Consider the following 23,760-nt stretch of genomic DNA (forward strand, 5'->3'; position numbering starts at 1 on the left):
TCCTCTGTGGAGGCCCGACCGATGACCGGCCCTGCCCCCGTCGCCCCCGCCCGCCCGCGCACCGACTGTGACGTGCTGCGCGAGATCCCGATGCCGCCGTACGTGACGGTCGAGGACGTCCAGTTCGCGGTGCGGGCGGTGGTGGTGCACGCGCCGCGGGCCTGGTCGGGCGGGACCATCTGCCGCAACGACGCCAGCCCGCACCCGTGCCGCCTGCACGTGTGGGGCCGCCGGGTGCTCACGCTGCGCGGGCTGCCGTCGGCCGAGATCGACGCGCTGGTCGAGCGCGGCGATCCCGCGGCCGACCCGCGTCCGTACCGCCCCGGCGCCTGAGCACCGGGGCGGCACGGGCCGGTCAGCAGAGCGCGGGCTTCACCCAGGAGCACTCCCGGCCCTCCGGCACGCGCGGCGACTCGGGCGCGGCCGGCACCGTCCGCCGGGCGGTCGCCGTCTCCTTCTCGGTGTACGAGGCCAGCGCGATGGCGATCTGGTCCTCCAGCCCCTTCACCGACGAGGTGAGGTAGTTGTTCAGCACGATCGAGAAGGCGAGCAGCCGCCCGTCGGCGTCGGTGACGTAGCCGGAGAGCGCTGACGCGCCGGTCAGGCTGCCGGTCTTGGCGTGCACGTTGTTCGCTGCTGCCGTGCCGCCCATCCGGCTGCGCAGCGTTCCGCCCACGAACCGGTCCGGGTTGCCGGCCACCGGCAGCGCGGCGTACCAGGTGTCGAACCACGGTTCGGCGCGGACCGCCGAGAGCAGCGTGACGAACTGGGCCGGCGGGACGAGGTTGCGCCGGGACAGCCCGGAACCGTCGCGTTGGCGCAGCGTGCCGGTGTCCACTCCGGCGTCGCCCACGTACCCGCTGATCGCTGACAGCCCGGCGGCCCAGGTGCCGGATCCGGAGAGTTGCCGGCCCAGTTCCTTGGTCAGCACCTCGGCGTGACCGTTGTTGGAGAGCTTGAGGAACGGCACCATCAGGTCGGCCAGCGGCATCGAGTCGTGCCGGGCGAGCGGCTTGGCGGTGTCGGGGGTGGCGGTGCCGAGCACGGTCCGGCCGAGCACCCGTACGCCGTGCCGCCGCAGCGCGGAGCGGAACACGTCGGCGGCGTACCCGGTCGGTTCCCACACGGTGACCCAGTCGCTCTCGGCGGCCTGGCCGACGGCGATCTGGCCGGTCACCACCACCGTGTTGCCGCCGTGCTCGCGCTCGAAGGAGATGGTGGTCTCGCCGTCGGCGACCGTCTCGGCCCGGTTGTCGATCCGCAGCCAGCCGTTGTCAGGCGTCATGGTGATCTTCGGCAGGGCGCCGGCCCGGGTGCCCGGGGCGGCGTGGACGATCACGGTGCCGGCGTCGTAGTCGGTGTCCGGGGCCACTGTCAGCGCCGACACCTGGGCGGCGTAGTAGTAGGGCTCGTCGTCCCAGGTCCAGTCCGGACCGAGGCGGCCCTTGTCGTACCGGGTGTCGTCGGCGATCAGATCGCCCGCCACCACGCGTACGCCGGCCGCGGCGACCTGCTCGGCGAGCCGGTCGTAGTCGGCGGCGAGGATGGTGGGGTCGCCGCCGCCACGCAGGTAGAGGTCGCCGGAGAGCATCCCGGCGCGCCGCGGCCCGTCGGCGCTCACCTCGGTGGTGAAGCGGTGGCCCGGACCGAGGAGTTCCATCGCCGCCGCCGAGGTGAGCAGCTTCGTGTTGGAGGCGGGGATGAGCCGCCGGGTGCCGTTGCGGTCGTAGAGCGTGCGGCCGGTGGCGGTGTCCACGACGACCACGCCCGCCTGTGCCCCGTTGAGCCGGCTGTCGGCGAGGACGGCGTCGATGGTGGCGTTCAGCCGGGTCTGCGCGGGGGTGGGCGCTTCGGCGGTGGCGGTGGTGGTGCCGGCGGCAGCCGCGGTGGCGACCAGCGCCAGCACCGCGAGCGCCCGGGGGAATAGGCGACGATGCATGGGAAGATGCTGCCACGGAGATTTCCTGCGGGAAAGGCTTCGGCGCGAAAGGTTATTTGCGGCCGCCGATGCGGTCACCGCAAACCCCCGGTGTTCCCGGTACGGCTCGGGGAAAACCCCTGTTCACCGGGGAGCGGCCGATCGCCGGGTTCCGTTTGACGGATGACCTGGCAGCGGGCACGGTGGGGGTGAGGGCGGTGGAACCGCCCTGCTTCCAGCGCGGCGAGATCGTGTCTCGCCCGCTTCCGGGTCGCGAGCCGACCGCGTGGGCCGTGTCGCCCGCGAAACCCGACATCCAGCCATGAGGAGTTCAGCCATGCTGACCATGACCGACAACGCCGTCCTGGTGATCCGTGACCTCGCCGCCCAGCAGGACGTCGCCGACGCCGGCGGGCTGCGCATCGCCGCCGACACCGACGCCGGTTCGCTCTCGATCGAGCTGGTGCCGCAGCCGGTGCAGGGCGACCAGGTGGTGGACACCGAGGGTGCGCGCATCTTCCTCGACTCGGACGCGGCCGAGCTGCTCAACGACACGTCGGTGGACGCGATGGTCGACGAGGAGGGCGTGGTCCAGTTCGGGTTCACCGAGAAGGAGTGAACTCAGCCGGCGCGCTGGTCCGGTTCCGGCCGGACCAGCGCGGCCAGCACGTGCGCCAGGTGGTGCGAGGTGCTCCACGCGATCCAGTTGGCGGGTGAGCCCGCGCCGGCGCCCCGCCGGGCCCGCCGGACGATCTCGTGGTCGCCCCACGAGAAGCCGGCCCCGGCCGAGGACCAGTGCGGCGCGGCAGTGAGCGTGCGGCACAGGTCGGCGAAGCGCTCGTCGCCCCGCCCACCCCGCCGCGACCAGCGGTAGACCCACCACGCGTCGTCGGCTGCCCAGCGCAGCGTCGGTGTCCGGTCGCCCGGCTCGTCCGCGTCGCGTACCGCGCAGCCGACGCCGTAGTCGCCGTACCCGAGGCGCAGATCGGCCAGACGCCGCCAGAGCGACCAGTCGTACCGTTCCAGGCGGACCGGTTCGTCCATCGGCAGCCGGGACAGGGCCGGCGGCATCCCGCCGGCTGCCGCCGTCACCGAGCGCCAGGCGTGCCGCCGGGCCCACTGCGCCGCCCGCCGGACCCTCGGCTCGGCCAGCCGGACGTCGGCCTGGCAGCACACGTCCCCGGCGTCGAGCAGCAGGTCGCACTGCTCGGGCAGCAGGCCGGTCACCCGCCACACCCGTTCCGCGGCCGCGGTTGCGGCGTCCGGCCCGGCCCGGTCCGGACCGACGCGCAACCGGACGACCGCGTGGTGTGCCCAGACCCGGGCCGCCGCGCCGTGCGCGGCCAGCCGCCGGTCACTGTCCGCGAGACCGATGACCGGCACCAGCGGTACGCCCCAGCGGACCGGGTCGTGTTCCGTGGCGTCCGGCAGCGCCGACACGTCGACGGCGGGCAGCAGCCCGGCGGGCAGCCGGGTCAGGGAGTCCACGATGGACGTCGCGTCCGCCGGGACGTCGAGGATCGGTGCGAGGAGCGCGGCGGAGGCGTCGTCGAGCCGGGCCAGCGCCTCCAGTTCCCCGCGCCGTGCGGCCAGCACCGGGCGGTAGACCGGAGATCGACCTCGGAGCGGCGGCACCATACTTCAATGTAGCCAGACGATTGCGCTGCGTCATGGTTTCCGATCGGCTCCGGTGCCGGAGCGGGCGTCGCAGGGGGGCGGAGCCGGTCGCGAATCGACCGCAAGGCCGACGTTTCCGCAGCTCAGAGCTGTCCACTGTCAGTGATCGGACAGTCCTCCGGCTGGTTGCCGGGCGGTTCGCCGACATAGCGTCGGAATCACCGAGGGGGACCGCCGACGATCGCCCGGACGCGTACGAACGCCTCCTGCCGGCGTACCGGCGGGAGAGAGGATCACCATGCCCAGCCGTAGAGCTAGGAGGGAAACCACCGGCCAGCCGATCCCGAGCATGCGGGAGGCCGCGCGCGCCGACACCGAGATCAACTCGTGTTCGCCGGTCGGGTTGCCGGCCACCGCACGCATGCTGTTCGCCGTGGTCGACGCCAACGGAAGGCTCGTCCGCGGCCTCGGCGCCACCTCGGCCACCCGGCTCGCCGCCGGGATGTACCAGGTCTCGTTCGACCAGGACGTGGCCGGAGCGGCGTACGTCGGGACGGTCGGCCCCGCGACCGCCAACGGGCTGGTCCCGCAGGGTGTCATCACCGTGGCGCCGCGCTCGGGCATCGCCAACGCGGTGTTCGTCGAGACGCACGGCACGAGCGGGCACGCGGACCGCCCGTTCCACCTGGCCGTGCTGGCCTGACCGGACGCACAGACGAGCGCACGGCGCCGCACGACCTCCGGTCGTAACGTCGCCGCGCTCCGGCCGTCTCCCACCACCGCAGCCGTACGGCGGTACGCCGGCGGGGACCTGGCTCGACCGGCCCAGCCCGCACCGGTCTTGTCGGCAGCACATGCCCCCTCTCAGGGGATCCAAACCGGATCGGCGTGGGGAATTCCACCATCTGCGACTCCCGGCGTGGCGGGCGCGGGATCGGGGTATGAGCGGACCATGGAGCATTTCACGATCGCGACAGTCGCCGAGAAGAGTCCCGACTTCCGCCGCGTGCTCTGGACCGGGGAGCACACCCAGCTGGTCATCATGACCATTCCGCCGGGCGGCGAGATCGGCGAGGAGGTCCACGAGGGCATCGACCAGATCCTCACGTTCGTCAGCGGCACCGGCGAGGCGCGGGTGGCCGGGGAGAAGAAGGAGGTCGTCTCCGGCGACCTGGTGGTCGTGCCGGCCGGCACGAAGCACAACTTCGTCAACACCGGGCCGAACCCGCTGGTCCTCTACACCGTCTACGGTCCGCCGGAGCACGCCGACGGCGCGGTGCACAAGACGAAGGAGGAGGCGGACGCCGCCGAGGAGGCGGGCGAGGACGAGCCGCCGACGTCCTGACGCCCGGTGCGCACGTGTTAAGCGGGGGCCCCTGCTCTACCGGAGACGTTAAGAAGGGGCCCCTCCTTGCACCAGGCCGGGGTATTTCAGGCCCGCGCCGGTGTTCAGCACCACCACGCGCTCCCCGGGCCGGATCCACCCGCCCGCGCGCAGGTGCCGGGCGGCGGTCAGGCAGGCCGCGCCCTCCGGGCAGAGCAGCAGCCCTTCCCGGGCGGCGAAGTCACGCAGGTCGGTGAGGATCTCCGCGTCGTCCACCGCGATCGCGGTGCCGGCGCTGTCCCGCAGCGCGGACAGGATCAGCTCGTCGCCGAGCGGCGCGGGCACGGTGATGCCGAACGCGACGGTGTGCGCGTCCTCCCACGGGGTGACGCGCTCCTCCCCGGCCGCGAACGCCCGCACGATCGGCGCGCACCCGGTGGACTGCACCGCGACCAGCCGGGGCAGCCGGTCCTCCACCCAGCCCAGTTCGCGCAGCTCGTGCAGCGCCTTGTGGATGCCGATCAGCCCGACGCCACCGCCGGTCGGATAGACGATCACGTCAGGCACCTGCCAGCCGAGCTGCTCGACGATCTCGTACCCCATTGTCTTCTTGCCTTCGAGGCGGTACGGCTCGCGCAGCGTGCCGGCGTCGAAGATCCCCCCGTCCGACCCGGCGATCAGCTCGGCGATGTCCCGGCCCGCGTCGTTGATCAGGCCGTCGATCAGCCGCAGGTCGGCGCCGGCGGCGAGGCACTCCTCGCGGCAGATCGTCGGCGCGGCCAGCGGCATGGCGATCGTCGCGCCCATCCCGGCCCGCGCCGCGTAGGTGGCCCAGGCCGCGCCGGCGTTGCCGTTCGTGGGCATGGCGATCCGCTGCACGCCCAGCTCCCGGGCCCGGCTCACGCCCACCGACGCGCCGCGCGCCTTGAACGACCCGGTCGGGGTCAGCCCCTCGTCCTTGACGATCAGGTCCGCGATGCCGATCTCGTGGCCGTACGCCGGCGCGCGCCACATCGGCGTCCAGCCCTCACCCAGCGTGGTGACGAAGCGGGGATCGGCGACCGGCAGCAGCTCCCGGTAGCGCCACAGGTCGGCCGGGCGCAGCCCGAACTGCTCCGGGGCGACCGTGGCGGCCACCGCGGCGAGGTCGTAGCGGGCCAGCAGCGGCGAGCCGCAGCCGCACAGGTTCTGCAACACGTCGGCCGGGTGTTCACTGCCGCAGCGCGGGCACTCCAGGTGCGTCAGGTGCACGGTGGTCCTCAGCTCGCGTCGATGCTCAGCCAGTGCCGGCTGCGCCGGCCCGGCTCGTACGGGGAGTCGAGGCGTTTCGCCACCACTCCCGGGAGCCCCTGCTCACGGGCGGCCCGTAGGGCGTCCGCGCCGACTCCCGGGAACCACGGCGGAGTCTGCCAGTGCGGACCGGTGAGCGCCAGACCGTCGAGCAGGTCACGGCGTTGCGCGTACGGCACGTCGAGGCTGGACACGCCCTCCAGCCAGAGCAGGTCGACGGCGAGGAACTGCCCGTCGCGCCGGGTCGGCGGACGGACCCGGCCGGCCGGGTCGATCCTTACCAGCACGCCGTCGATCACCGCCTCGGCCGGGGCCAGCGCCTCGGCCATCGCCCGCGTCCACGGGTACTCCCCGGTGACCTCCGTGTCGTCGCCGTCGAGCAGCCGCAGCCGGCCGCCCGAGACGTACGCCATCGCGCGCACGCCCGCCCAGCGCAGCTCGTACCCCCAGGCGGCGGCGTCGCGCGGCAGCCGCCCGCCCTCGGCGGGCAGCATCGGGCGGACCAGCTCGGGCATCGGCGTCCAGCCCTCCGGCGCCGGGTCGGTACGCCTGATCATCCAGTCCCGGCCCCGGCCGCCGGTGGCGAACAGCACGTACCGGCCCTTCGTGCGCTCGCCGTCCAGCACCACGATCACCTCGTCGTCGCGCCACTTCTCCGCGCGGTAGGTGCCGGTGTCGTGCACGATCATCCGCCCGCCGCCGTACTCCCCGGCGGGGATCTCCCCGTGGAACGTCAGGTACTCCATCGGGTGGTCCTCGGTAGTCGGTCTACTGACTTAGTTGCCACCACGATCCGGACGAAGAGGTGGTGGACATGTCCCGAGCGTGGGCGTGGTTGTTCCTGGCCCTGACCCTGGCCGTCGTCTCCGGCTCGGCGGTCGTGCTCGGCCTGTCCGCCGCCCTCGACGTCCGGTGGGATCCCCGCGGCGCTGTCATCCTCGCCCTGGCCGCCGTGTGGATCCCGCAAGCACTCATCACAGCGCATCGACACCGCCGACGCTGACCAAACAAGGCGGGGCCGGCAGGTGCGCCAACACCTGTGCTCCGGCCCCTTGATCGGGATGGAGCCCCGACCCATGAGCACCCTACCGTTCACCCTGCCCACCTGCGGCCAACCCGCGACCGTCCGTCTCGAGGTGTACAGCCCCGCCAACGGCGTCCTGCCCGGCTCGCTCGACGCGAACGTCTACGCCTGCGACCGGCACGGCATCGAGGCCGTCACGTCCATCTGGACGGCCGACCTGATCGCCCGGCGGGTGCCGCTCGCCCCCGACATCACCCGCACCTGCGGGACGGTGTACGTCTACCCGACCGGCAACCTGGCAGACCACCCGGCCTGGTGCGACCGCAAGGCGTGTGCCGACCGCGGGGAGCACCGGTCCGTACCGATGGGCGTCAGGCCCGGCCCGGACGACGTCTCCGGCCTCACCGTGCACCTGGTCCAGCTGGTCGACTCCCCGACGGTGCTGGTGGCGTTGACGTTCGTCGGGGTCGACCCGGCGGACACCGCGGTGCAGCTGGTCGCCCTGAACCAGGCCGTCGCGTTGACGTACCGGATCCGCACCCTCGCCGAGCGGGCGAAGGGCGGCCGGCGGTGACCCGGCGGGCGGTGGTGGTGATGGTCGACGCCGACCGTGCCCGCTGGCTCGGCGAGTGCGCCACCCACGTCAGCGAGCAGGGCTACGAGCTGGCGGCGATCGCCGACGCGGGCACCGCGCTGGCGATGGTCGCTGACGGGCGCGCCGACGTGATCGTGGCCGGTACCGGGTCGCATCTGCCGGCGGTGGAGTTCGCGGCCGGCCCGCAGCGCCCGCACCGGGTCGCCCGGGACACGGCGGCGCCGGACGCTGGACCGGTCGCCCTCGGCGGGGCGCGGCGGCGACCTCAGCGGGTGGCCCGGTGAGCCGCCGGACGCCACGGTGGTGGCGGCCGGGATACCGGAACGTGCGGCCGGCGGGGCGGTCCCTGTCGTCGCGGCCCCGGCGTGAACGGTTCACCGGCGACGACCTGGCCGGCGAGTACCTGCGCGGCTGGGATCAGGCGCAACAGGACGCGCGGACGCTGATCGAGCGCACCAGCGGGTACGAGCTGGGATACGAGGCTGGCCGCGCTGATGAGGCGCGCGAGCACCGGGAGCGGGAGGAGCAGCTGCGCCAGCTGGTCGACGCGGCCGACGCCGCCGAGCAGGGCGACATGTCCATGCTGGACGCGTTCCTCGGCGACGCCCCGGCGGCCGGTGACGATCTCCTGGACGTGGCCGATGCCGCTGGGGTCACCACGCCGGACGTCGACGGCGGCGACCTGGCCGCCGAGATCGAGGCGTGGCTACGCGGCCGGGCGGGCGACCGGTGACCGCGCCGGCCGTCAACGGCACCCGCTACCCGCAGCCCGTCGACGAGCTGCTGCCCGCCGCGCGCCGGCTCGCCGACGAGCGCGGCGTGCTGCCGTCGCGCAACGAGCTGATGCGCCGGTTCCGGATCGGCGCACCGAAGGCCGGGGAACTGCTGGCGCTGCTGCGCGCCACCGCCGACCGGGACGCCGCCGCAGTACTGGCGTCCACCACGCTCCCGGCCGCCGACGTGCCGCCGACCCTGCCGGCCGTCGACGAACCGACGCCGCCCGTACCCGGGCATGCCGCACCGGCCCGCCCGGACCTGCGGCCGGTGTTCGTCGCACCCACCCCGCACCCGGTGCCGGACCCAGCAGGCCCGGTGAGCCCGACCCCGCCCGCACCGGACGCGCCGCCGCAGGCCAGCAGCACCGGACACCCGGGCACGCCAGCAGACCGGCCGCACCTGCTTCGGGTCCGGTGGGCCGTCCGCCTGGTCCTCGTGCTCGGCGTGGCCGCGTCGATCGCCGGGAACGTGCTGCACGCCCGCGACGATTTGGTGTCGCAGGTGATCTCGGCGTGGTCGCCGCTGGCGCTGCTGCTCACCGTCGAACTGATCTCCCGGGTGCCCGTGCACCGCCGGCTCCTGGCCGCCGTCAGGTGGGCGGCTACCGCCCTGATCGCCGGGATCGCCGCGTGGGTGTCGTACTTCCACATGGCCGCGGTCGCGTCGAGGTACGGGGAGACGGGCGGCGCGCAGTACCTGCTGCCGCTGTCGGTGGATGGGCTGGTAGTGGTGGCGTCGATCTGCCTGGTGGAGCTCGGCGGCCGCATCGCCGCCGTACGCGACGGCCGAACGTAGGGCCGGGCGTCTACTTCGGTCGCGGCCCGGCCGGGCCGTACGGGCGCGGCGGGCCACCGGGTCGGACCGGCCGGGCCGGCGGCCGCGGCGCCGGTGACGGCTTCGGCTGACCGCTCACCGCGGCCAGCTCGGGCAGAGAACCGGCGTACGCCGTACACCAACCACGTTGCCGCCCCACTTCCTCGTCACCACACGCAGCGCGGGCGGCCGGGGTTCGCACCCCGGCCGCCCGCACGCTCGGCGCAGGCGGACCACCCAATGGCCTCAGCCAACCCCCACCGCCCGACACGAGGCCGGGCAACAGGCGCTGACCGCAAAGTGGAGGCTGGGTCCGCCTTCGATCCCGGCCATGGCTGGGTTGCACCCCCGATGTCTCGGGGCAGCCACGCCGGGTGACGTTGACGCCGCCATAAAGCCCTTACGCCGGGTCGTACACGACCTCACGCACCCCGGCCAGGTCCGTGCACGCCACCGCCTTGTAGCCCCAGATCGCCAGGTCGACGTACGCGACCCGATACTCGAACTGAAGCCGCTGCGGGTTCGTCGCCCACCCATGCACGTTCTCCGGGTTGAACAGGTACGACGACGCCGGCACCGACCCCGACCCGGCCAACGCCCACGACGGCGCCACCGTCACACCGTTGAGGTCCAGCGACGTATACAGCGGCTGCGCCTGACCGACCGCGTTCGTCGCACCCACCACCGGCAGCAGACGCCGGCCCGTCGAATCGGCCGCGGTCACCAGCGCCCGATACAGGTCGATCTGCGTGACCATCATTCTCATCGAGAACCCGCCCCGCACGAACAACAGCGGCACCAGCGCGTCGACCAGGGCGTCCACCAGCGTGTCGTCCTGCGCCGCCACCGGCAGGGTGATCTGCGCCGGGCTGAGGCCGTCCAGCAGCGACACCGCCTCCGCCTCCAGACCCTCAAACCACGCCTGGACCATCTGCCGCCAGATCAGCCCCGACAAGCCCGGACTACCGCCCTGGTCCCACGCCTCACGGGTGATCTCCACCCGCCCGGACACAGGCGTCGGCGTGACCGTCTGCGCCGTCGCCGTGTACCCGCCCGGGTCTGGCTCGACGCCTTCCGTGTGATCGGCGACCAGGCCGGACGAGCTGTTGAACTTGGGGATCACGAACGGGGTTGCGTCCTCCAGCGTGCCCTCGCGGATCGTGTTCCAGATCAGCGACTGGAACGGCAGCCGGTCCACGTACATGTCCGGCCTGTGCCGGGCGGGGTTCAGCGCGGCCACGTCGGCCCGGTCCGTGTCGAACGCCGCCCGCATGAACTCCGTTGCCCGCCGCAAAGCCTCCCCGTCGCCCTTCGACCCGGCGATCAGGTCGGTGGAGAAGTCGTACCGCGCACCCGCCGTCAGGTTCCCGCCGCGGTCGAACCGGTACGGCAGCTCCTCGTCCACGCTCGCCGCCACCGTCCGGGTCGGGTCGACCATCTGCCGCGCCCCATCACGCAGCAGATCGGACAGCGTCGTCCCCTGCTGCTCCGCGTACGTGCGCAGCGCCGCCGCCTGGCGCTCGTCCAGCCGCACCGACACCCGCTCCGAACCTGACCCCGACATCACCACTCCCGCCCACGTCGGACAACTGTCGGACAGCCTACCCGGTGCGCCTACGAATCGAAGGTTCAAGGGGGTCGAAACCTTCGTTTCTTCCGGCCGCACCCTGTGCGCCTCAGCCCGCAATCAAGCGCGTCCCTCTCCCCGAAGTCCGAGTTGCACCCGTTCGAGGCGATGCGAGACGCCATCAGCCGAACCGAGCCCGGGCGAGAGCCGTCGAGGGGTGAAGAGCGCGGATCGGGGACACAAAAAACCAAGATTGCGGGCTGAGGAGCATGATCAACTCAGGAATAAACGGCCATCTATATATGCAGGTCAGGGCACTGACGGTAGCCCTCACCACTTGGTGATCGGGACGTTCTTCGGGTCGGTCGGTTGTTTGCTGCGTCCGGCGGTGGCTCGGTTGCAGCGTCGGTGTTCGGGGCCGGAGTAGCGGCGTCGGTCGTGGTCGTCGTGCCCGAGGTCCCACGGCTCGCCCGGGGGGATGAGCTGTCCGCAGCGTGCGCAGGGCACGGTGCCGGTGGCGACGATGGGTTTCCAGCGTGCGCGGAGTTTCTGGTGCTGCCAGCCGTAGCCGTTGGCGGTGGTGCCTGCTCTGCTCATGGGGGGTCGCCGGCGAGGTGGAGTAGCTCTGCGGCGATGTCGGCGCGCATCTCGGGGTGGTCGGCCTGGTCCATGCTGTCGACCAGGCGGTGGGCTGCGTGGTGGGCGACGTCGGCGGCGTGGTGCGGGTCGGTGGTGCAGAGCAGGTCGTGGGCGCGCTGGTCGCATTGGCCGTCGAGGACGGCCAGGAGCAGGGCGAGGTAGCTGCGGTGTGCGGCCTGGTCGATCATTACTGAGGTTCCCTCATTGCTTGCGGTCGTGTTTTCGGTCGGCGTGGGTGGTGCCGCCCCAGATCCCGTACAGCGTGCTGATGGGTTGGGCGTAGGCCCAGTCCCGGCAGGCCCGCTCGTGGGGGCAGGTGCCGCAGATGGCGATCGCTTCGCGGGTGGTGGGGCCGGCCTCTCTGGTCGGGAACCACTTCTCGGGGTCGTGGCTGGCGCAGGCGGGCGGCCGGTCGTCGTGGTCGACGAACGCGGGCCGGGCCGCCCACAAGGCGCGCTGTCGGGTCATGCGCCCGCTCGGCGGGTGTCGATGATGTGGCCGTAGGTGGGGCACCAGTCGTCGTGATGGACGGCGACGCGGTGCAGGTCCGGGCCGAAGGCGTCGGCGTGGATGACCTGGTAGGCGTCGCAGGTGTGGCAGCCGCCGGGGATGCGGGCGCCGTTGAGGGAGCGGATGAGGTTGCCGGCAGTGGTGGCGCGGCGGGGCTTGGTGGGGCGGAGCCTCTTGCGGTTGCTCATCGGGTCTGCCTGTCTGATCGGTGGTGACGTGCCGGAGGGGTGTACGGGGTGTACGCGTACACCCCCCGGCGACGGCCGGGCCTAACGCGCGGATGAACCGTTTGTTGTTTACCTGCGGATATAGACATCGGTCGTGCACTGTTTTCCGGGGGGTGGGGTGTACACGTACACCCCGTACACCCCTGGCCGGCGTTCACCGGCCGGTCCCGGTCCGGCGGTAACGCACCCCACCGCCGTCGATGGATTCCGCCTCAACCTGGCCGGTGTCGAGCAGCAGCTGGACGGCCTCATCGACGTGCGGCCGGATGCGCGCGGCGATGGCGCGGCGCAGCTTCGACCCGGGCCACCACTCGCCGTCGTCGAGCTTCCGCAGGATGTTCGCGCAGCACCGCTTGACGTCGGCCTCTGCGATCCGCTCGGCCGCGATCACCGCTCGGTCGCCCTCGGCCTCACCGCGGCGGCGGTTGCGCTCCCGCTCGGTGTGCTGAAGCGTCGCCGTCACCTGGTCCCGGGTGCGCTGCGACACGACCGCGACGATCCCGGCAAGCTGCCAGTCCTCTTCGGTCACCTCCGGGCGCCCGTCGAGCAGCGCCAGCGCGGCGGCCGTCTTCAGTTGGGCGAGCAGCGCGTGGCCGTCCAGGTCGCCAGGCTGGCCGCGTAGCCGGGCGAGCCGGGCGGCGTCGACCGCTGCTCGCGCCATCTGGCACACGGACAGCACGACGCGGCTGGTCCCGAACTCGGCGTGTGGCCATGGTGGGCGCTCCCAGAGCAGCCCGGCCGGCTCGTCCGGGGCGACGTCGGGCGCGGCGGGGTCGGTGGCCGGCAGCCACAGCATCCGCTGCGGGGTGCCGCCATCCGCGTCGTCGAGCAGCCCGCCGGCCCGCGCTGGCTGCACACCGACGACCAGCGTCAGCCGGTAGGAGTGCCCGCCGATGGGCAGCCGCTTGTCCGGGTCGGCGTACGAGAAGCCAAGCGCCTCACCGGACCAGGCGCGGCGCAGTTCGGGCAGCAAGGTGGAGCCCTGCCGGCTGCCGAGCGCGCTGAGCGTGTCGATCTCCGGCACGGACAGCAGCACCGCGTCTGTGTGCCGCTCGATGCCCTGCCGAGTGCGGCGGGCGTACAGGTGGGCGATGCCCTCCCCTGAGCCGACGCTGGCCGTGGTGATCCCGCCGACCGTCACGGCGTCAGCGGCGGTCCGCTCGGCGGCGCCCTTCCCCGCCCCGGACGGGCCGATGATCGCGACGTACAGGTTCAGCGACCCGTGACCGCCAACCAGCGCGGGCAGCACCACGAACGGCGGTGTCGCGGCGACGACGCGGGCCAGGACGACGCCGAGGGTTGCCCACGGAGCGGCGCGGCGTGCGCGGGCGTACTGGTGGATGCGGGCGAGGCTGGCCCGCGCCGACCAGAAGCCGCCGTCTGCCGCCAGGTCCTGCCGCTGTCCGGCTGGCGCGGGCACGGCCGCCGGCTCGCTCGCGGGCGGCTCGTGCGACTTGAAGTCGGTCAGGCCGTGCCCGGCGGCCAGGTGGTCGGCGGCGTCCTTCCCCGTAGCGGCCTCCACCACCGTCACCGACGCGGCCACCCCGGCCAGGCTGGCGGCCACCTGCGCGGCGTGCACCCGACCCGACTCGTCCCGGTCAGCGACGACCACCACCGCGGCGCCCTTCAGCGTGTCGGCGTACTCCGGCCGCCACTTCTTCGCGCCCATCGGGGCGGTGGTGGCGATCCCCCCGGCGGCCTCGATGGCGTGAACGTCTTTCTCGCCCTCCACCACGTAGACGGTCGCGCCGGCGGCGGCTGCCTCGAGCACCCGGGGCAGCCGGTAGAGCACCCGCCGGGTGTCGCCGAGCTTCCAGCGGCGGCCGCTCTTCGCCGTCGGGTCCGGCCGCCACTGCACGAAGTCCTTGCGCGGGCAGCGCACCACCGCGAAAAGCAGCTCGCCGTGCTCGTCGACGTACCGGTACTCGGCGGCGATGCCATGCCCGCACGGCGTCCAGTCGTCCCGCCCGCTGCTGGTCTTCGGGGTGTCGAACAGGTCCGCGGCGGACATGTCCAGGGCCGACAGCACGGCGTCGGTGTCGCAGCCCGCCTGGCACTTCACCAGCACCCGATCCGGGCCGCCGGTGACGGACAGGGACGGGTTGCGGTCCTCATGGGCGGGGCACGTGGCGCTGGCTTGCTGGCCGCTGCGCTCGACGACCTTGCAGCCGTGGCCGCGCAGCGCCGCCGTGATCCGTTCGTAGGCGGTCTCGGTCACCGGGCTGCCCGCTTCCCGGCGCCGACGGCGTCCAGGGCGTGGGCGAGCAGCTGCCCGACGCGCGGCGGGTCGACGTCGGCGTGGTGCTCGGTGCACCGCTGGCCGGGCCGGCACCCGCCGTACCGTCGGCAGCCACGCTGGTCGGTGGCCGCCGGTACGATCGTCGTGACTGCTTCGCCGGCCGTCGTGAGGGCCGCCCCGTTCCCGGTGGGGCGGCCTTCCTCGTGCCTCATGCCGCCGCGTCCGCCCGCTCGGCCTGGCCGGCGGCCGGCATCAGGAGACCGGCCAGCCGGGCGCGCTGCTCGTCGGTCAACGGCGGGGCCTGATCGACCAGACGGGTGATGTGCCGGGCAAGCGTAGCTTCCCGGAGTTCACGGGATGCGGCTTGCGTGGCGGGGTGGTCCGTGCCGTGGTGGCGCTTCTGCGCGGCGTAGGTGGCACGCTTTGAAAGGAAGGCGTCGTTAAGACGGCCTCGGGTCATTGGGACCAGAGCTCCATCGTCGACGTCCTACGCAGCTTAGCAAGGAAGATCGATTAGGTGCCAGTTGGGCAACCTCAACTCTGGTCGTCTGCAGCCCAGATGTCCGCCCACGTCCGGTCGTCGTTCCGCCACCGCGACGCGCCCAGGAACTTCGTGGCATCCCACGCCGCACGGCCCCGGATCGGCTCACCCAGCCGCACGACCATGATCGAGCGCCACACCGACTGCTTCAGGCTCACGTCCGTGATCGCCCGGTACGCCGCCACCGGGTCAGCCGCGGCCAGCAGCGCCGACGTGGCATCCACACGACCGGCGGCAGTAATCTCGGCCTGGATCTCGTCGAGGCGCTCTTGTCCCCGGTCCATGCCGGCCTTCAGCGCCGCCTTCACCGCGCCGCCCCGCGACAACGCGAACTCCGCGGCCAGCTCGGTCAGGTTGCCCTGGATGGCCGCCGCCTCGGCCCACAGCCCTTGCAGATCAACGCCTTCCGCCGGTTGGGGCAGCAGCCGCTGCCGGGCGTCCTCCTTGGCCAGCAGCGCCTCAACGGTGTCGTCGAGCCAGCGGTGCAGGGGGTCGGCGCGCCACTGACGGAAGCAGGTCATGCACCGGTACTTCAGGTCGCCGGTCGGGCCGTAGGTGACGTTCACGGTGACGTCGCAGCGGTCGCACAGGAACAGGCCGGTGCCGACGTGCCGCCGGGCCGGGCCGCTGTGGTGGATCCGACGGCCCGGGTCCTCCAGGAGCTGCCTCGCGGCCCGCCACGTCGCCTCGGGGACGATCGGCGGGTTCGGCGCCGCGTACTCGATGCCGTTGAGGATCCGCAGCCCGGCGTTGCGGGGCTTGAGCAGGATCTTCCGGATCACCGGGGCGCGCCACTTGCCGCGCCCGGTGGCGGTCGGCACGCCGCGGCGGTTGAGGTCGGCTTGCAGACCGGCGAGGGAGCCGCCGGCGAGCACGTGCGCGTACCAGCGGCGGATCTCCTCGGCCTCGGCCTCGATCAGGTCCTGGCCGTTCGCGGCGAGGCCGTAGCTGCGCGGCCCGCCGTGGTATTCGCCCCGCTCGGCACGGTCGAGCACTTCCGCGGCAACCCGCTCGGCGATCTCCTCGGCCTCGCCCGCGTCCCGGGCGGCCATGGTGCGGGCGATCTCCCGGCCCTGCGCAGTGTTCAGGTCGAAGCTCGGCGACCGCACGTACCGGTAGGTGATGCCGTGGCCGGTGGCGAGGTCGATCAGGTCTTCGTGCTCCCGGGGTCGGCGGGTGAGCCGGCCGCTGGTGTAGGCCACGATCACGGAGAACTTCCCGGCCTTCGCGTCGGCGATCAGCCGGTCGTACTCCGGGCGGGGCTTGCGGGACTTGGTGCTGGCCGAGATGTCGTTGTCGCGGTAGACGTCGACGACGGTCAGGCCCTCCCGCCGGGCCAGCGCCTGGCAGTCCTTGCCCTGCCGGTCGACGCCCAGCTCTCGGCCTTCCCGGTCGTCACTGATGCGTTCGTAGATTGCAGCGAGCCTCATAAGGGGGTAGCGTAATCACCATCGGGTGGTCCTCGGTGTGCACGGCCAAATGGTTGCGGCCCGGGTCGCGGGGCAGGCCGCGCGGCACGGCCCAGGAGGCCAGCACGCCGTCGTGCTCCAGCCGCAGGTCCCAGTGCAGGCTCCGGGCGTGGTGCTGCTGGATGACGAAGCGGGGTGCGCGCCGCGCGGACCGCTTCCGCCCGGAATCCCGCTCGGGCACCGGTTCCGGGGTACGCGCGGCGTCCCGTTTCCGCCGGTACTCCTCCAGCCGGTCCGCCATCCCCGCATCCTCCCCCAGACGCGCCGCGCGCGCCGGGATGCCGGTGTGTGTGCGGCGAACCGGGGTAGAACGGGGGACATGGACAGCGACCAGCCCACCCTTCCGCTCGCCGGCGACGTCCGGATCCCGCTGCTCGGCTTCGGCACGTGGCAGGCCACCGGCGAGGCCGGGTGCCAGGCGGTGCTCGCCGCGCTCGACGCCGGCTACCGCCACATCGACACGGCCACGATGTACGGCAACGAGAAGGAGGTCGGGCGGGCGGTCAAGGAGAGCGGGCTGCGCCGGGAGGACGTCTTCATCACCACCAAGCTGCCGCCGGACCGGGTGGGCCGGGAGCGGGAGACCATCGAGGCCAGCCTGGCCGCCCTGGACACCGACTACGTCGACCTGTGGCTGGTGCACTGGCCGCCGTCCGCGCCCGGCGACAGCATCCCGGTGTGGCGGGAGATGCTCGCCGCGCGGGACGAGAACATGGCGCGCACGGTCGGGGTGAGCAACTACTCGATCGGCCAGATCGACGAGCTGATCCAGGCCACCGAGGAGACGCCGGCGGTCAACCAGATCCGCTGGAGCCCGTCGCTGTACGACAGGCACACGCACGCCGCCCACCGGGACCGGGGCGTGGCGCTGGAGGGGTACAGCCCGTTCAAGGCCAGCGACCTGTCCGACCCGGTGCTGGTCCGTATCGCCCAGGCGCACGACGTGTCACCGGCCCAGGTGGTGCTGCGCTGGCACATCGACCACGAGATCGTGGTCATCCCGAAGTCGGTCACGCCGGAGCGCATCCGTGCCAACGTCGACGTGTTCGGGTTCTCGCTCACCGCCGAGGAGATGCGCGACATCGACGCGCTCGCCGGCTGAGACGTACCCGCGGAAAGGGGCGCGGTCCGCAGCGGACCGCGCCCCTCTCCGCGTGCGGTGGTCAGCCGCGGGCGCAGGTGGAGCCGTTGAGCGTGAAGCTGCTCGGCGCGGAGTAGCTGCCGTTCAGCGTCGCCTGGTAGCCGAAGCTGGTGGACGCGCCGGGTGCCAGCGTGCCGTTGTAGCCGGCGTTGCGGGCGGTCACCGCGGAGCCGCTCTGGCTCACGGTGGCGTTCCACGCGTTGGTGACTGTCTGCCCGGAGGGCAGGTTGTAGTTCAGCGTCCAGCCGTTGATCGTGCCGGAGCCGGTGTTCTTGACCGTCACGTCGGCGGTGAAGCCGTTGTTCCACACGTTCGCCGCCTTGTAGGTGACGGTGCACGACGCGCCGCCCGACGGCGGGGGCGTGGTCGGCGCCGACGTGGTCGGCGGAGCCGACGTGGGCGGCGGGTTCGAGCCGGTGTTGACGCTCTGCGAGAACGAGTTCACCGCCAGCCCGACGCCGCCCTGCCACGGCTCGAAGCCGGCCTGGATGCTGGTCAGGTACCAGTCGTTGGTGATCGCACCCCGGTTACGGGTGTCGTTGATGAACGCCATCGCGTCGAAGCTGAAGCTGGGGATGGCCGACGGCGACAGGTACGAGATGACGTTGTTGGAGCCGTTGCTGCCGCGCCATACCTCCCAGGTGCGGCCGGCGATGCTGGCGGTGCCGACCGGCGAGCCGATGGGCTGGATCGAGCCCTGCCGGTTGAGCCAGATCATGATCTCCATCTGGTTCACGCCGTCGCGCTTGGGCGACGGGTCGAGCCAGATGTCGTACGACGCGTTGAAGATCGCGCCGCTGACGTAGTTGTAGCTGATGCTGGACGGCGCGCTGCTGATGTTCTTCACCTGCACCGGCAGGTTCGTGCCGGGCGAGCAGTTGGTGTAGTGGCAGCCCACGAAGATCGACGGGTACGCGACCGGTGCCCCGTTGGTCGGCGCGGAGCCGTCCGCGCGGGTGATCGAGAAGCCGGTCGAGGTGACGTTGATGCACTGCTGGGCACTGGTGCCCCAGCGGTTGTTCTGCACCACGTACTTGCCGCCGATGGTGGTCGAGCCGTACTGCTCGCAGATCTGGGTGTCGGCGGAGGCGGTGCCGCCGAGCGCGACGGCGACGAGGGTGCCGGCGGCCAGCAGTCCGGCTGCCGCGAGGGCCCTGAGTGGACGCTTCATGATGCTCCTTGGCTCGGCGCGGGACGGCGCCGGTTCGGTCGGTGATACGGGCGGGAGCGCTCCCACGATGTAAGGAATACATTTACATGTCTCAAATCATTGCGCAATTGCGCCGGGCTCGTTAACGCTCCGCGTCCGGCCGGTGGCACGGCGGAGAGCCGCGACCGCCCCCTTCCCCCAGATGGAGGCGGGATTCCTGCCGGTGGGACGGGGTGTGCCGCCGACCGGCGGCCCGCGCCAGGGCGCACGGGCACTTCCGCCGCCTGGTTGCGGCGAGTAATGTCTTGCCTCCAACGCGTTCCGATCCCCCTCCGGAGGCGTACCCCGTGATGGGTGGTTCCCCCCTGCGCATCCTCGTCGTCGGCGCGGGCATCGCCGGCCTCGCCGTGGCCCGGGCGCTGCGCCTGGCGGGGTTCCGGCCCGACGTCACCGAGCGGCTGCCACCCACCGAGTCGATCGACTCCGGCCTCTACCTGCCCGGCAACGCCGCCCGGGCGATGCGCCGGCTCGACCTCGACGGGCCGCTGCGCCCGCTCGGCCAGGTGATCCACCGGCAGCGCTTCCTGGACGCCGCCGGAGCGCCGCTGTGCGAGGTCGACCTCGACGCACTCTGGGCCGGCGTGGGGGAGTGCCGGGCGCTGCCCCGGGCCGAACTGCACCGGGTGCTGCTCACCGGCGCCGGCGGCGCGGTGCGCCACGGCGCCGAGGTGAGCACCGTCGACCTGCTGCCCGGCCGGGTCGCCGTCGGCTTCACCGACGGCACCAGCGGCGAATACGACCTGGTCGTCGGCGCGGACGGGCCCCGCTCGGCGGTACGGACGCTCGCCGCGCTCGGCGGACCACCACGCCCCGCCGGGCAGGTGGTCTACCGCGCCCTGGTGCGCGGCGGCCCCCGGATCGCGGACTGGACCGCCCTGCTCGGCCAGCGGGCCGGGTTCCTGGTCGTGCCGCTCGGCGCCGGACGGCTCTACTGCTACGCCGACGAGGCCGGCACCGAACTGCCCGCCGACCCGCTCGCCCGCCTGCACGAGCTGTTCGGCTCGTACGGCGGCCCGGTGCCCGAGGTGCTGGCCGCGCTGGAGACCGTGTCAGTGGAACGCACCGAGGAGGTCGAGCTGGGACGCTGGTTCCACGGCCGGGTGCTGCTCGTCGGTGATGCCGCTCACGCCACCGCTCCGACGCTGTCCCAGGGCGCCGCGATGGCGCTGGAGGACGCCGTCGTGCTCGCCGAGTCGCTGCGGGCCGCCGGCAGCGTCGAGGCCGCGCTGCTCGCGTACGAGAGTCGTCGCCGGCCGCGTACCCGCTGGGTGCGGGACCGGACCCGGGACCGCAACCGCACCCGCGACGTGCCGCCGGCGCTGCGCGACCCGTTGCTGCGCGGACGCGGCGGCCGGATCTTCCGGGAGCACTACCGGCTCCTGACCGGCCCGCTCTGAAAGGCGGGAGATCGTAGCCGCCCACCCCACGCGGCGAGGCCACCTACCGGGGACTATCCTCCTTACGGATGACGGCTGCGCCGATGACCAGCGCGCCGAGCGGGACAACCAGAACCGGAGGCCACTCGTGACCACCGTCGCACCCAAGCCGGTCGTGACCCGGCCCTGGCCGGTCCGGGAGCCGGTCAAGGGGTCGGCCATCGCGCGGCTGCTGCGCACCACGGACGCGAAGCAGATCGGGATCATGTACATGGTCACCGCGTTCGTGTTCTTCATGATCGGTGGCCTGATGGCCCTGATCATGCGCGCCGAACTCGCGCGACCGGGCCTGCAGTTCCTGTCGCCCGAGCAGTACAACCAGCTCTTCACGATGCACGGCACGATCATGCTGCTGTTCTTCGCGACGCCGATCGTGTTCGCCTTCGCGAACTACGTGGTGCCGCTGCAGATCGGCGCGCCGGACGTGTCGTTCCCCCGGCTCAACGCCTTCGCCTACTGGCTGTACCTGTTCGGTGGCACGCTCGCCACCGCGGGCTTCATCGCCCCGGGCGGCGCGGCCGACTTCGGCTGGACCGCGTACACGCCGCTGAGCACCGCCGACCACGCCCCGGGCGTGGGCGCGAACATGTGGGTCGTCGGCCTGGCCATCTCCGGTCTGGGCACGATCCTCGGCGCGGTCAACCTGATCACCACGATCCTGACCCTGCGCGCGCCCGGCATGACCATGTTCCGGATGCCGATCTTCACCTGGAACATGCTGGTCACCAGCCTGCTGGCGATCCTGGTCTTCCCGCTGCTGGCCGCCGCGCTGTTCGCGCTCGCCGCGGACCGCCTGATGGGCGCCCACGTGTACGACCCGGCGACCGGCGGGCCGATGCTGTGGCAGCACCTGTTCTGGTTCTTCGGTCACCCCGAGGTGTACATCATCGCGCTGCCGTTCTTCGGCATCATCAGCGAGATCATCCCGGTGTTCTCCCGGAAGCCGATCTTCGGCTACAAGGGCCTGGTGGCCGCCACCATCGCCATCGCCGCCCTGTCGATGAGCGTCTGGGCGCACCACATGTTCGCCACCGGCCAGGTGCTGCTGCCGTTCTTCAGCTTCCTGAGCTACCTGATCGCCGTGCCCACCGGTATGAAGTTCTTCAACTGGATCGGCACCATGTGGCGGGGCCAGATCACCTTCGAGACGCCGATGCTGTTCTCGATCGGCTTCCTGGTGACGTTCCTCTTCGGTGGTCTCACCGGTGTGCTGCTGGCCAGCCCGCCGCTCGACTTCCACCTGCACGACTCGTACTTCGTGGTGGCGCACTTCCACTACGTGCTCTTCGGCACCATCGTGTTCGCGGTGTTCGCCGGCATCTACTTCTGGTTCCCGAAGATGTTCGGCCGGATGCTCGACGAGCGGCTCGGCAAGATTCACTTCTGGCTGACCATGATCGGCTTCCACACCACGTTCCTGGTGCAGCACTGGCTGGGCAACGAGGGCATGCCGCGCCGGTACGCCGACTACCAGGCCGCCGACGGCTTCACCACGCTGAACACGATCTCCACGATCGGCGCGTTCATCACCGGTATCTCGACGCTGCCGTTCATCTGGAACTGCTGGAAGTCGTACAAGACCGGCCCGGTCGTCGAGGTCGACGACCCGTGGGGCCACGGCAACTCGCTCGAGTGGGCCACCAGCTCTCCGCCGCCGCTGCGCAACTTCGACCGGATGCCGCGCATCCGCTCCGAGCGGCCGGCGTTCGACGCGAAGTTCCCCGAGCTGGCCGCCGGGCAGAGCCTGGCCGGTCCGCCCGAGGGTGGCGCGAAGCCGCTGACCAGCGAGGTCAACGGTGGCGCCAGCTACCAGGAGGATACCGCAGGCAACCTCGACCAGCGCTGACGCAGTAGTTCAAGGCCGGGCGCCGCACTCCTCAGGGGGTGCGGCGCCCGCCCTTTTCCCCTCCCGCCCTGTCCCCGCCCCGTCCCCGCCCTCCTGCCCCTCCCGCCTGTCCCCGTTGATCATGAAGTTGGCGGCAATTCGTGCCCGATTTGTCGCCGCCAACCTCATGATCGCCGAGGTGAGGGCGGGGTCGCGGCACCGGTTCGGGGGAGTGGGGGTGTCCGGGGTGCGTGGATGCAGCCACTTCCCGTACGGGCTTCGGCCCCGCCTCGGGGAGACACGGACTCCTTGATCACGCCGGGCGGGGGTCAGCGGGAGGCGAGGGCCAGGTCGGGGTCCACGGGCGGGGTGGGGAGTTGGGTGCGGCGGTGGCGCAGCTCGATCGGGAGCACCGCCAGCGCCACCAGCGCGCCGATCGCACCGGTGACCACGAAGCCCCACGCGGGCGCGGAGGCGTCGATCACCGCGCCGGCCAGCGGCGCGCCGAGCGCGATGCCGACCGTCACGGCGGAGCCGTGCAGGCCCATGGCCAGCCCTCGGACGGAGGGCGGGGCCAGCCGGCTGACCGCGTCGGAGGTGGACGCGATGGTGGGGGCGCAGAGCGCACCGGCCGGGATCGGCGCCAGGCAGAGCAGCCACCAGTGCGACCCGCCCAGCCCGACCGGGATGGTGGTGAGGCTCAGCGCGGCCATCAGCGCCAGCGGGGAGAACGAGCGGCGTACCGCGCCGTAGGCGAAGCCACCTGCCAGCGAGGCGACCGCCCAGGCGGCCAGCACGGCGCCGGTCCAGCCGACCTCGCCACCGGACCGGAGCACGGCTACCACCGCGACGTCGGTGCCGCCGAGCACCAGCGTGGCGGCGAGGCTGACCGCCAGGACGGCGAGCAGGCGCGGGGTGAGCCACTCGCGGCGGTGCACCGGGCGCGGGGGCCCGGCCGGCTCGTCGGCGGCCCGGATCGGCGGGTCGAGCAGCCAGAAGCAGATGCCGGAGGCGACGATCCCGGCGCCGACCGCCCAGAGCGTCAGGCGCGGCGTGACGGCGGTGGCCAGTGCCACGGCGAGTGCCGGGCCGACCATGAACGACAACTCCACGGCCATCGAGTCCAGCGCGTACGCGGGGCGGCGCTTCTCCACCGGCACGAGCGCGGCGATCGACTGGCGGACCATCGAGAAGATCGGCAGTGCGAGCAGCCCGGCGAAGAACGCGGCCGGTAGGAGCACCGGGTACGGCAGCGTGGGCGCGGCGGACCAGAACAGCGCCTCGGCGACGGTGGTGAGCACCAGCACCGGGCGGAGCCCTCGGCGGTCGATGAGCCGCCCGAGCAGCGGGGCGCCGAGCGCCGCGCCGACCGTCGACGCGGCACCGACCAGGCCGGCGGCGCCGTAGCCGCGGCCCAGGTCGAGCACCACGTAGAAGGTGAGCGTCACCCCGGTGGCGGTCAGCGGCACACGGGCCAGCACCGACACCAGCAGCAACGATCGGAGACCGGGTAGGGCGAGCGCCTCCCGGTAAGGCTTCAGGTTCACGACGGTCCGTACCTCCGGCGCCATCCTGGGGCCGGGGTACGACACCCGCAA

The 23,760-nt window shown here is 72.5% G+C and carries 26 protein-coding genes and 2 pseudogenes; 12 read left to right on the top strand and 16 right to left on the bottom strand.

Features of this window, described 5'->3' with window-relative positions:
- Window positions 1-21 precede the first annotated feature (21 nt).
- Window positions 22-333 carry a hypothetical protein gene (locus tag FB454_RS28420; RefSeq protein WP_013284338.1) on the top strand — a complete coding sequence of 104 codons (312 nt, stop codon included), beginning with the start codon at window positions 22-24 and terminating at the stop codon, window positions 331-333.
- 22 nt (window positions 334-355) lie between these two features.
- Here the strand turns inward: FB454_RS28420 and dacB are convergent, their stop codons facing one another.
- Window positions 356-1,939, bottom strand: coding sequence for a D-alanyl-D-alanine carboxypeptidase/D-alanyl-D-alanine endopeptidase (dacB, locus tag FB454_RS28425; protein ID WP_145755045.1), 1,584 nt, complete (start codon window positions 1,937-1,939; stop codon window positions 356-358).
- Window positions 1,940-2,255: 316 nt separating this feature from the next.
- Here dacB and FB454_RS28430 point away from each other — a divergent pair, with 316 nt between their 5' ends.
- Window positions 2,256-2,537, top strand: coding sequence for an iron-sulfur cluster biosynthesis family protein (locus tag FB454_RS28430; protein WP_013284340.1), 282 nt, complete (start codon window positions 2,256-2,258; stop codon window positions 2,535-2,537).
- 2 nt (window positions 2,538-2,539) lie between these two features.
- Here the strand turns inward: FB454_RS28430 and FB454_RS28435 are convergent, their stop codons facing one another.
- A complete protein-coding gene (locus FB454_RS28435) occupies window positions 2,540-3,556 on the bottom strand; it encodes a beta family protein (RefSeq protein WP_186461668.1) in 1,017 nt (338 codons plus the stop codon).
- A gap of 328 nt (window positions 3,557-3,884) precedes the next feature.
- Between FB454_RS28435 and FB454_RS28440 the strand changes: the two genes are divergently transcribed.
- Window positions 3,885-4,238: a hypothetical protein gene (locus tag FB454_RS28440; RefSeq protein ID WP_240322291.1), complete on the top strand. Its 354-nt coding sequence runs from the start codon at window positions 3,885-3,887 to the stop codon at window positions 4,236-4,238.
- A 249-nt stretch (window positions 4,239-4,487) separates the two neighbouring features.
- Complete coding sequence (locus tag FB454_RS28445) at window positions 4,488-4,880, top strand: cupin domain-containing protein (RefSeq protein WP_013284343.1); 393 nt, start codon at window positions 4,488-4,490, stop codon at window positions 4,878-4,880.
- A gap of 48 nt (window positions 4,881-4,928) precedes the next feature.
- On the opposite strand, the gene FB454_RS28450 is transcribed toward FB454_RS28445, so the two are convergent.
- The gene (locus FB454_RS28450) at window positions 4,929-6,110 is read right to left on the bottom strand and encodes a threonine synthase (protein ID WP_071096546.1); all 1,182 of its coding nucleotides are present in this window, start codon (window positions 6,108-6,110) and stop codon (window positions 4,929-4,931) included.
- Window positions 6,111-6,118: 8 nt separating this feature from the next.
- Window positions 6,119-6,910 (bottom strand): annotated as a pseudogene (locus FB454_RS28455) (DNA polymerase ligase N-terminal domain-containing protein); the annotation flags it as partial.
- Window positions 6,911-6,963: 53 nt separating this feature from the next.
- On the opposite strand from FB454_RS28455, the gene FB454_RS28460 reads away from it, so the two are divergent.
- The 5 genes from FB454_RS28460 to FB454_RS28480 all read left to right on the top strand — a co-directional run bounded on the left by FB454_RS28460 (window position 6,964) and on the right by FB454_RS28480 (window position 9,340).
- Window positions 6,964-7,152 (top strand): hypothetical protein, encoded by a 189-nt coding sequence (locus FB454_RS28460; protein WP_145823835.1) that lies wholly within the window; start codon window positions 6,964-6,966, stop codon window positions 7,150-7,152.
- Between the two features lie 73 nt (window positions 7,153-7,225).
- Window positions 7,226-7,747 (top strand): hypothetical protein, encoded by a 522-nt coding sequence (locus FB454_RS28465; RefSeq protein WP_145823836.1) that lies wholly within the window; start codon window positions 7,226-7,228, stop codon window positions 7,745-7,747.
- Complete coding sequence (locus tag FB454_RS28470) at window positions 7,744-8,052, top strand: hypothetical protein (protein ID WP_145823837.1); 309 nt, start codon at window positions 7,744-7,746, stop codon at window positions 8,050-8,052. The genes FB454_RS28465 and FB454_RS28470 overlap by 4 nt, the downstream gene beginning before the upstream one ends.
- A gap of 41 nt (window positions 8,053-8,093) precedes the next feature.
- Window positions 8,094-8,501 carry a hypothetical protein gene (locus tag FB454_RS28475; RefSeq protein ID WP_145823838.1) on the top strand — a complete coding sequence of 136 codons (408 nt, stop codon included), beginning with the start codon at window positions 8,094-8,096 and terminating at the stop codon, window positions 8,499-8,501.
- Window positions 8,471-9,340, top strand: a complete 870-nt coding sequence (locus FB454_RS28480) for a DUF2637 domain-containing protein (RefSeq protein ID WP_486485474.1) — start codon at window positions 8,471-8,473, stop codon at window positions 9,338-9,340. Before FB454_RS28475 ends, FB454_RS28480 begins: the two co-directional genes overlap by 31 nt.
- Window positions 9,341-9,758: 418 nt before the next feature.
- On the opposite strand, the gene FB454_RS35065 is transcribed toward FB454_RS28480, so the two are convergent.
- From FB454_RS35065 to FB454_RS28530, 10 genes and pseudogenes are all read right to left on the bottom strand, one after another.
- Window positions 9,759-10,922 carry a phage major capsid protein gene (locus FB454_RS35065; protein ID WP_186461669.1) on the bottom strand — a complete coding sequence of 388 codons (1,164 nt, stop codon included), beginning with the start codon at window positions 10,920-10,922 and terminating at the stop codon, window positions 9,759-9,761.
- Window positions 10,923-11,255: 333 nt separating this feature from the next.
- On the bottom strand, window positions 11,256-11,522 hold the full coding sequence (locus FB454_RS28490; RefSeq protein WP_145823840.1) for a hypothetical protein: 267 nt from the start codon (window positions 11,520-11,522) through the stop codon (window positions 11,256-11,258).
- Window positions 11,519-11,752: a hypothetical protein gene (locus tag FB454_RS28495; RefSeq protein WP_145823841.1), complete on the bottom strand. Its 234-nt coding sequence runs from the start codon at window positions 11,750-11,752 to the stop codon at window positions 11,519-11,521. The genes FB454_RS28490 and FB454_RS28495 overlap by 4 nt, the downstream gene beginning before the upstream one ends.
- A gap of 13 nt (window positions 11,753-11,765) precedes the next feature.
- A complete protein-coding gene (locus FB454_RS28500) occupies window positions 11,766-12,032 on the bottom strand; it encodes a WhiB family transcriptional regulator (protein ID WP_145823842.1) in 267 nt (88 codons plus the stop codon).
- A complete protein-coding gene (locus FB454_RS28505; protein WP_145823843.1) occupies window positions 12,029-12,262 on the bottom strand; it encodes a hypothetical protein in 234 nt (77 codons plus the stop codon). Before FB454_RS28505 ends, FB454_RS28500 begins: the two co-directional genes overlap by 4 nt.
- Before the next feature lie 193 nt (window positions 12,263-12,455).
- A complete protein-coding gene (locus FB454_RS28510; RefSeq protein WP_145823844.1) occupies window positions 12,456-14,519 on the bottom strand; it encodes a hypothetical protein in 2,064 nt (687 codons plus the stop codon).
- Complete coding sequence (locus FB454_RS28515) at window positions 14,516-14,752, bottom strand: hypothetical protein (RefSeq protein WP_145823845.1); 237 nt, start codon at window positions 14,750-14,752, stop codon at window positions 14,516-14,518. Before FB454_RS28515 ends, FB454_RS28510 begins: the two co-directional genes overlap by 4 nt.
- Window positions 14,749-15,000, bottom strand: coding sequence for a hypothetical protein (locus FB454_RS28520; protein WP_145823846.1), 252 nt, complete (start codon window positions 14,998-15,000; stop codon window positions 14,749-14,751). The genes FB454_RS28515 and FB454_RS28520 overlap by 4 nt, the downstream gene beginning before the upstream one ends.
- 74 nt (window positions 15,001-15,074) lie before the next feature.
- Window positions 15,075-16,511, bottom strand: a complete 1,437-nt coding sequence (locus FB454_RS28525) for a recombinase family protein (RefSeq protein ID WP_145823847.1) — start codon at window positions 16,509-16,511, stop codon at window positions 15,075-15,077.
- Between the two features lie 19 nt (window positions 16,512-16,530).
- A pseudogene (locus FB454_RS28530) lies at window positions 16,531-16,791 on the bottom strand (DNA polymerase ligase N-terminal domain-containing protein); the annotation flags it as partial.
- A 78-nt stretch (window positions 16,792-16,869) separates the two neighbouring features.
- Between FB454_RS28530 and FB454_RS28535 the strand changes: the two are divergent.
- Window positions 16,870-17,652 carry an aldo/keto reductase gene (locus tag FB454_RS28535; RefSeq protein ID WP_013284346.1) on the top strand — a complete coding sequence of 261 codons (783 nt, stop codon included), beginning with the start codon at window positions 16,870-16,872 and terminating at the stop codon, window positions 17,650-17,652.
- Window positions 17,653-17,713: 61 nt separating this feature from the next.
- Here the strand turns inward: FB454_RS28535 and FB454_RS28540 are convergent, their stop codons facing one another.
- Window positions 17,714-18,862 (bottom strand): glycoside hydrolase family 12 protein, encoded by a 1,149-nt coding sequence (locus FB454_RS28540; RefSeq protein ID WP_013284347.1) that lies wholly within the window; start codon window positions 18,860-18,862, stop codon window positions 17,714-17,716.
- 329 nt (window positions 18,863-19,191) lie between these two features.
- On the opposite strand from FB454_RS28540, the gene FB454_RS28545 reads away from it, so the two are divergent.
- Together FB454_RS28545 and ctaD are read left to right on the top strand one after the other, a co-directional pair.
- Complete coding sequence (locus FB454_RS28545; RefSeq protein WP_030272913.1) at window positions 19,192-20,298, top strand: FAD-dependent monooxygenase; 1,107 nt, start codon at window positions 19,192-19,194, stop codon at window positions 20,296-20,298.
- Between the two features lie 127 nt (window positions 20,299-20,425).
- Window positions 20,426-22,183: an aa3-type cytochrome oxidase subunit I gene (gene ctaD / locus FB454_RS28550; protein ID WP_013284349.1), complete on the top strand. Its 1,758-nt coding sequence runs from the start codon at window positions 20,426-20,428 to the stop codon at window positions 22,181-22,183.
- A 308-nt stretch (window positions 22,184-22,491) separates the two neighbouring features.
- Here the strand turns inward: ctaD and FB454_RS28555 are convergent, their stop codons facing one another.
- A complete protein-coding gene (locus FB454_RS28555; protein WP_145823848.1) occupies window positions 22,492-23,733 on the bottom strand; it encodes an MFS transporter in 1,242 nt (413 codons plus the stop codon).
- Between the last annotated feature and the right edge of the window lie 27 nt (window positions 23,734-23,760).

The organism is Micromonospora sp. CNZ297, from assembly GCF_007827625.1.

Bases quoted from the DNA above. Each gene is read 5' to 3' on its own strand.
- FB454_RS28420 (WP_013284338.1), top strand. From the start codon at position 22: ATGACCGGCCCTGCCCCCGTCGCCCCCGCCCGCCCGCGCACCGACTGT.
- dacB (WP_145755045.1), bottom strand. From the start codon at position 1,939: ATGCATCGTCGCCTATTCCCCCGGGCGCTCGCGGTGCTGGCGCTGGTC.
- FB454_RS28430 (WP_013284340.1), top strand. From the start codon at position 2,256: ATGCTGACCATGACCGACAACGCCGTCCTGGTGATCCGTGACCTCGCC.
- FB454_RS28435 (WP_186461668.1), bottom strand. From the start codon at position 3,556: ATGGTGCCGCCGCTCCGAGGTCGATCTCCGGTCTACCGCCCGGTGCTG.
- FB454_RS28440 (WP_240322291.1), top strand. From the start codon at position 3,885: ATGCGGGAGGCCGCGCGCGCCGACACCGAGATCAACTCGTGTTCGCCG.
- FB454_RS28445 (WP_013284343.1), top strand. From the start codon at position 4,488: ATGGAGCATTTCACGATCGCGACAGTCGCCGAGAAGAGTCCCGACTTC.
- FB454_RS28460 (WP_145823835.1), top strand. From the start codon at position 6,964: ATGTCCCGAGCGTGGGCGTGGTTGTTCCTGGCCCTGACCCTGGCCGTC.
- FB454_RS28465 (WP_145823836.1), top strand. From the start codon at position 7,226: ATGAGCACCCTACCGTTCACCCTGCCCACCTGCGGCCAACCCGCGACC.
- FB454_RS35065 (WP_186461669.1), bottom strand. From the start codon at position 10,922: ATGTCGGGGTCAGGTTCGGAGCGGGTGTCGGTGCGGCTGGACGAGCGC.
- FB454_RS28490 (WP_145823840.1), bottom strand. From the start codon at position 11,522: ATGAGCAGAGCAGGCACCACCGCCAACGGCTACGGCTGGCAGCACCAG.
- FB454_RS28495 (WP_145823841.1), bottom strand. From the start codon at position 11,752: ATGATCGACCAGGCCGCACACCGCAGCTACCTCGCCCTGCTCCTGGCC.
- FB454_RS28500 (WP_145823842.1), bottom strand. From the start codon at position 12,032: ATGACCCGACAGCGCGCCTTGTGGGCGGCCCGGCCCGCGTTCGTCGAC.
- FB454_RS28505 (WP_145823843.1), bottom strand. From the start codon at position 12,262: ATGAGCAACCGCAAGAGGCTCCGCCCCACCAAGCCCCGCCGCGCCACC.
- FB454_RS28515 (WP_145823845.1), bottom strand. From the start codon at position 14,752: ATGAGGCACGAGGAAGGCCGCCCCACCGGGAACGGGGCGGCCCTCACG.
- FB454_RS28520 (WP_145823846.1), bottom strand. From the start codon at position 15,000: ATGACCCGAGGCCGTCTTAACGACGCCTTCCTTTCAAAGCGTGCCACC.
- FB454_RS28525 (WP_145823847.1), bottom strand. From the start codon at position 16,511: ATGAGGCTCGCTGCAATCTACGAACGCATCAGTGACGACCGGGAAGGC.
- FB454_RS28535 (WP_013284346.1), top strand. From the start codon at position 16,870: ATGGACAGCGACCAGCCCACCCTTCCGCTCGCCGGCGACGTCCGGATC.
- FB454_RS28540 (WP_013284347.1), bottom strand. From the start codon at position 18,862: ATGAAGCGTCCACTCAGGGCCCTCGCGGCAGCCGGACTGCTGGCCGCC.
- FB454_RS28545 (WP_030272913.1), top strand. From the start codon at position 19,192: ATGGGTGGTTCCCCCCTGCGCATCCTCGTCGTCGGCGCGGGCATCGCC.
- FB454_RS28555 (WP_145823848.1), bottom strand. From the start codon at position 23,733: ATGGCGCCGGAGGTACGGACCGTCGTGAACCTGAAGCCTTACCGGGAG.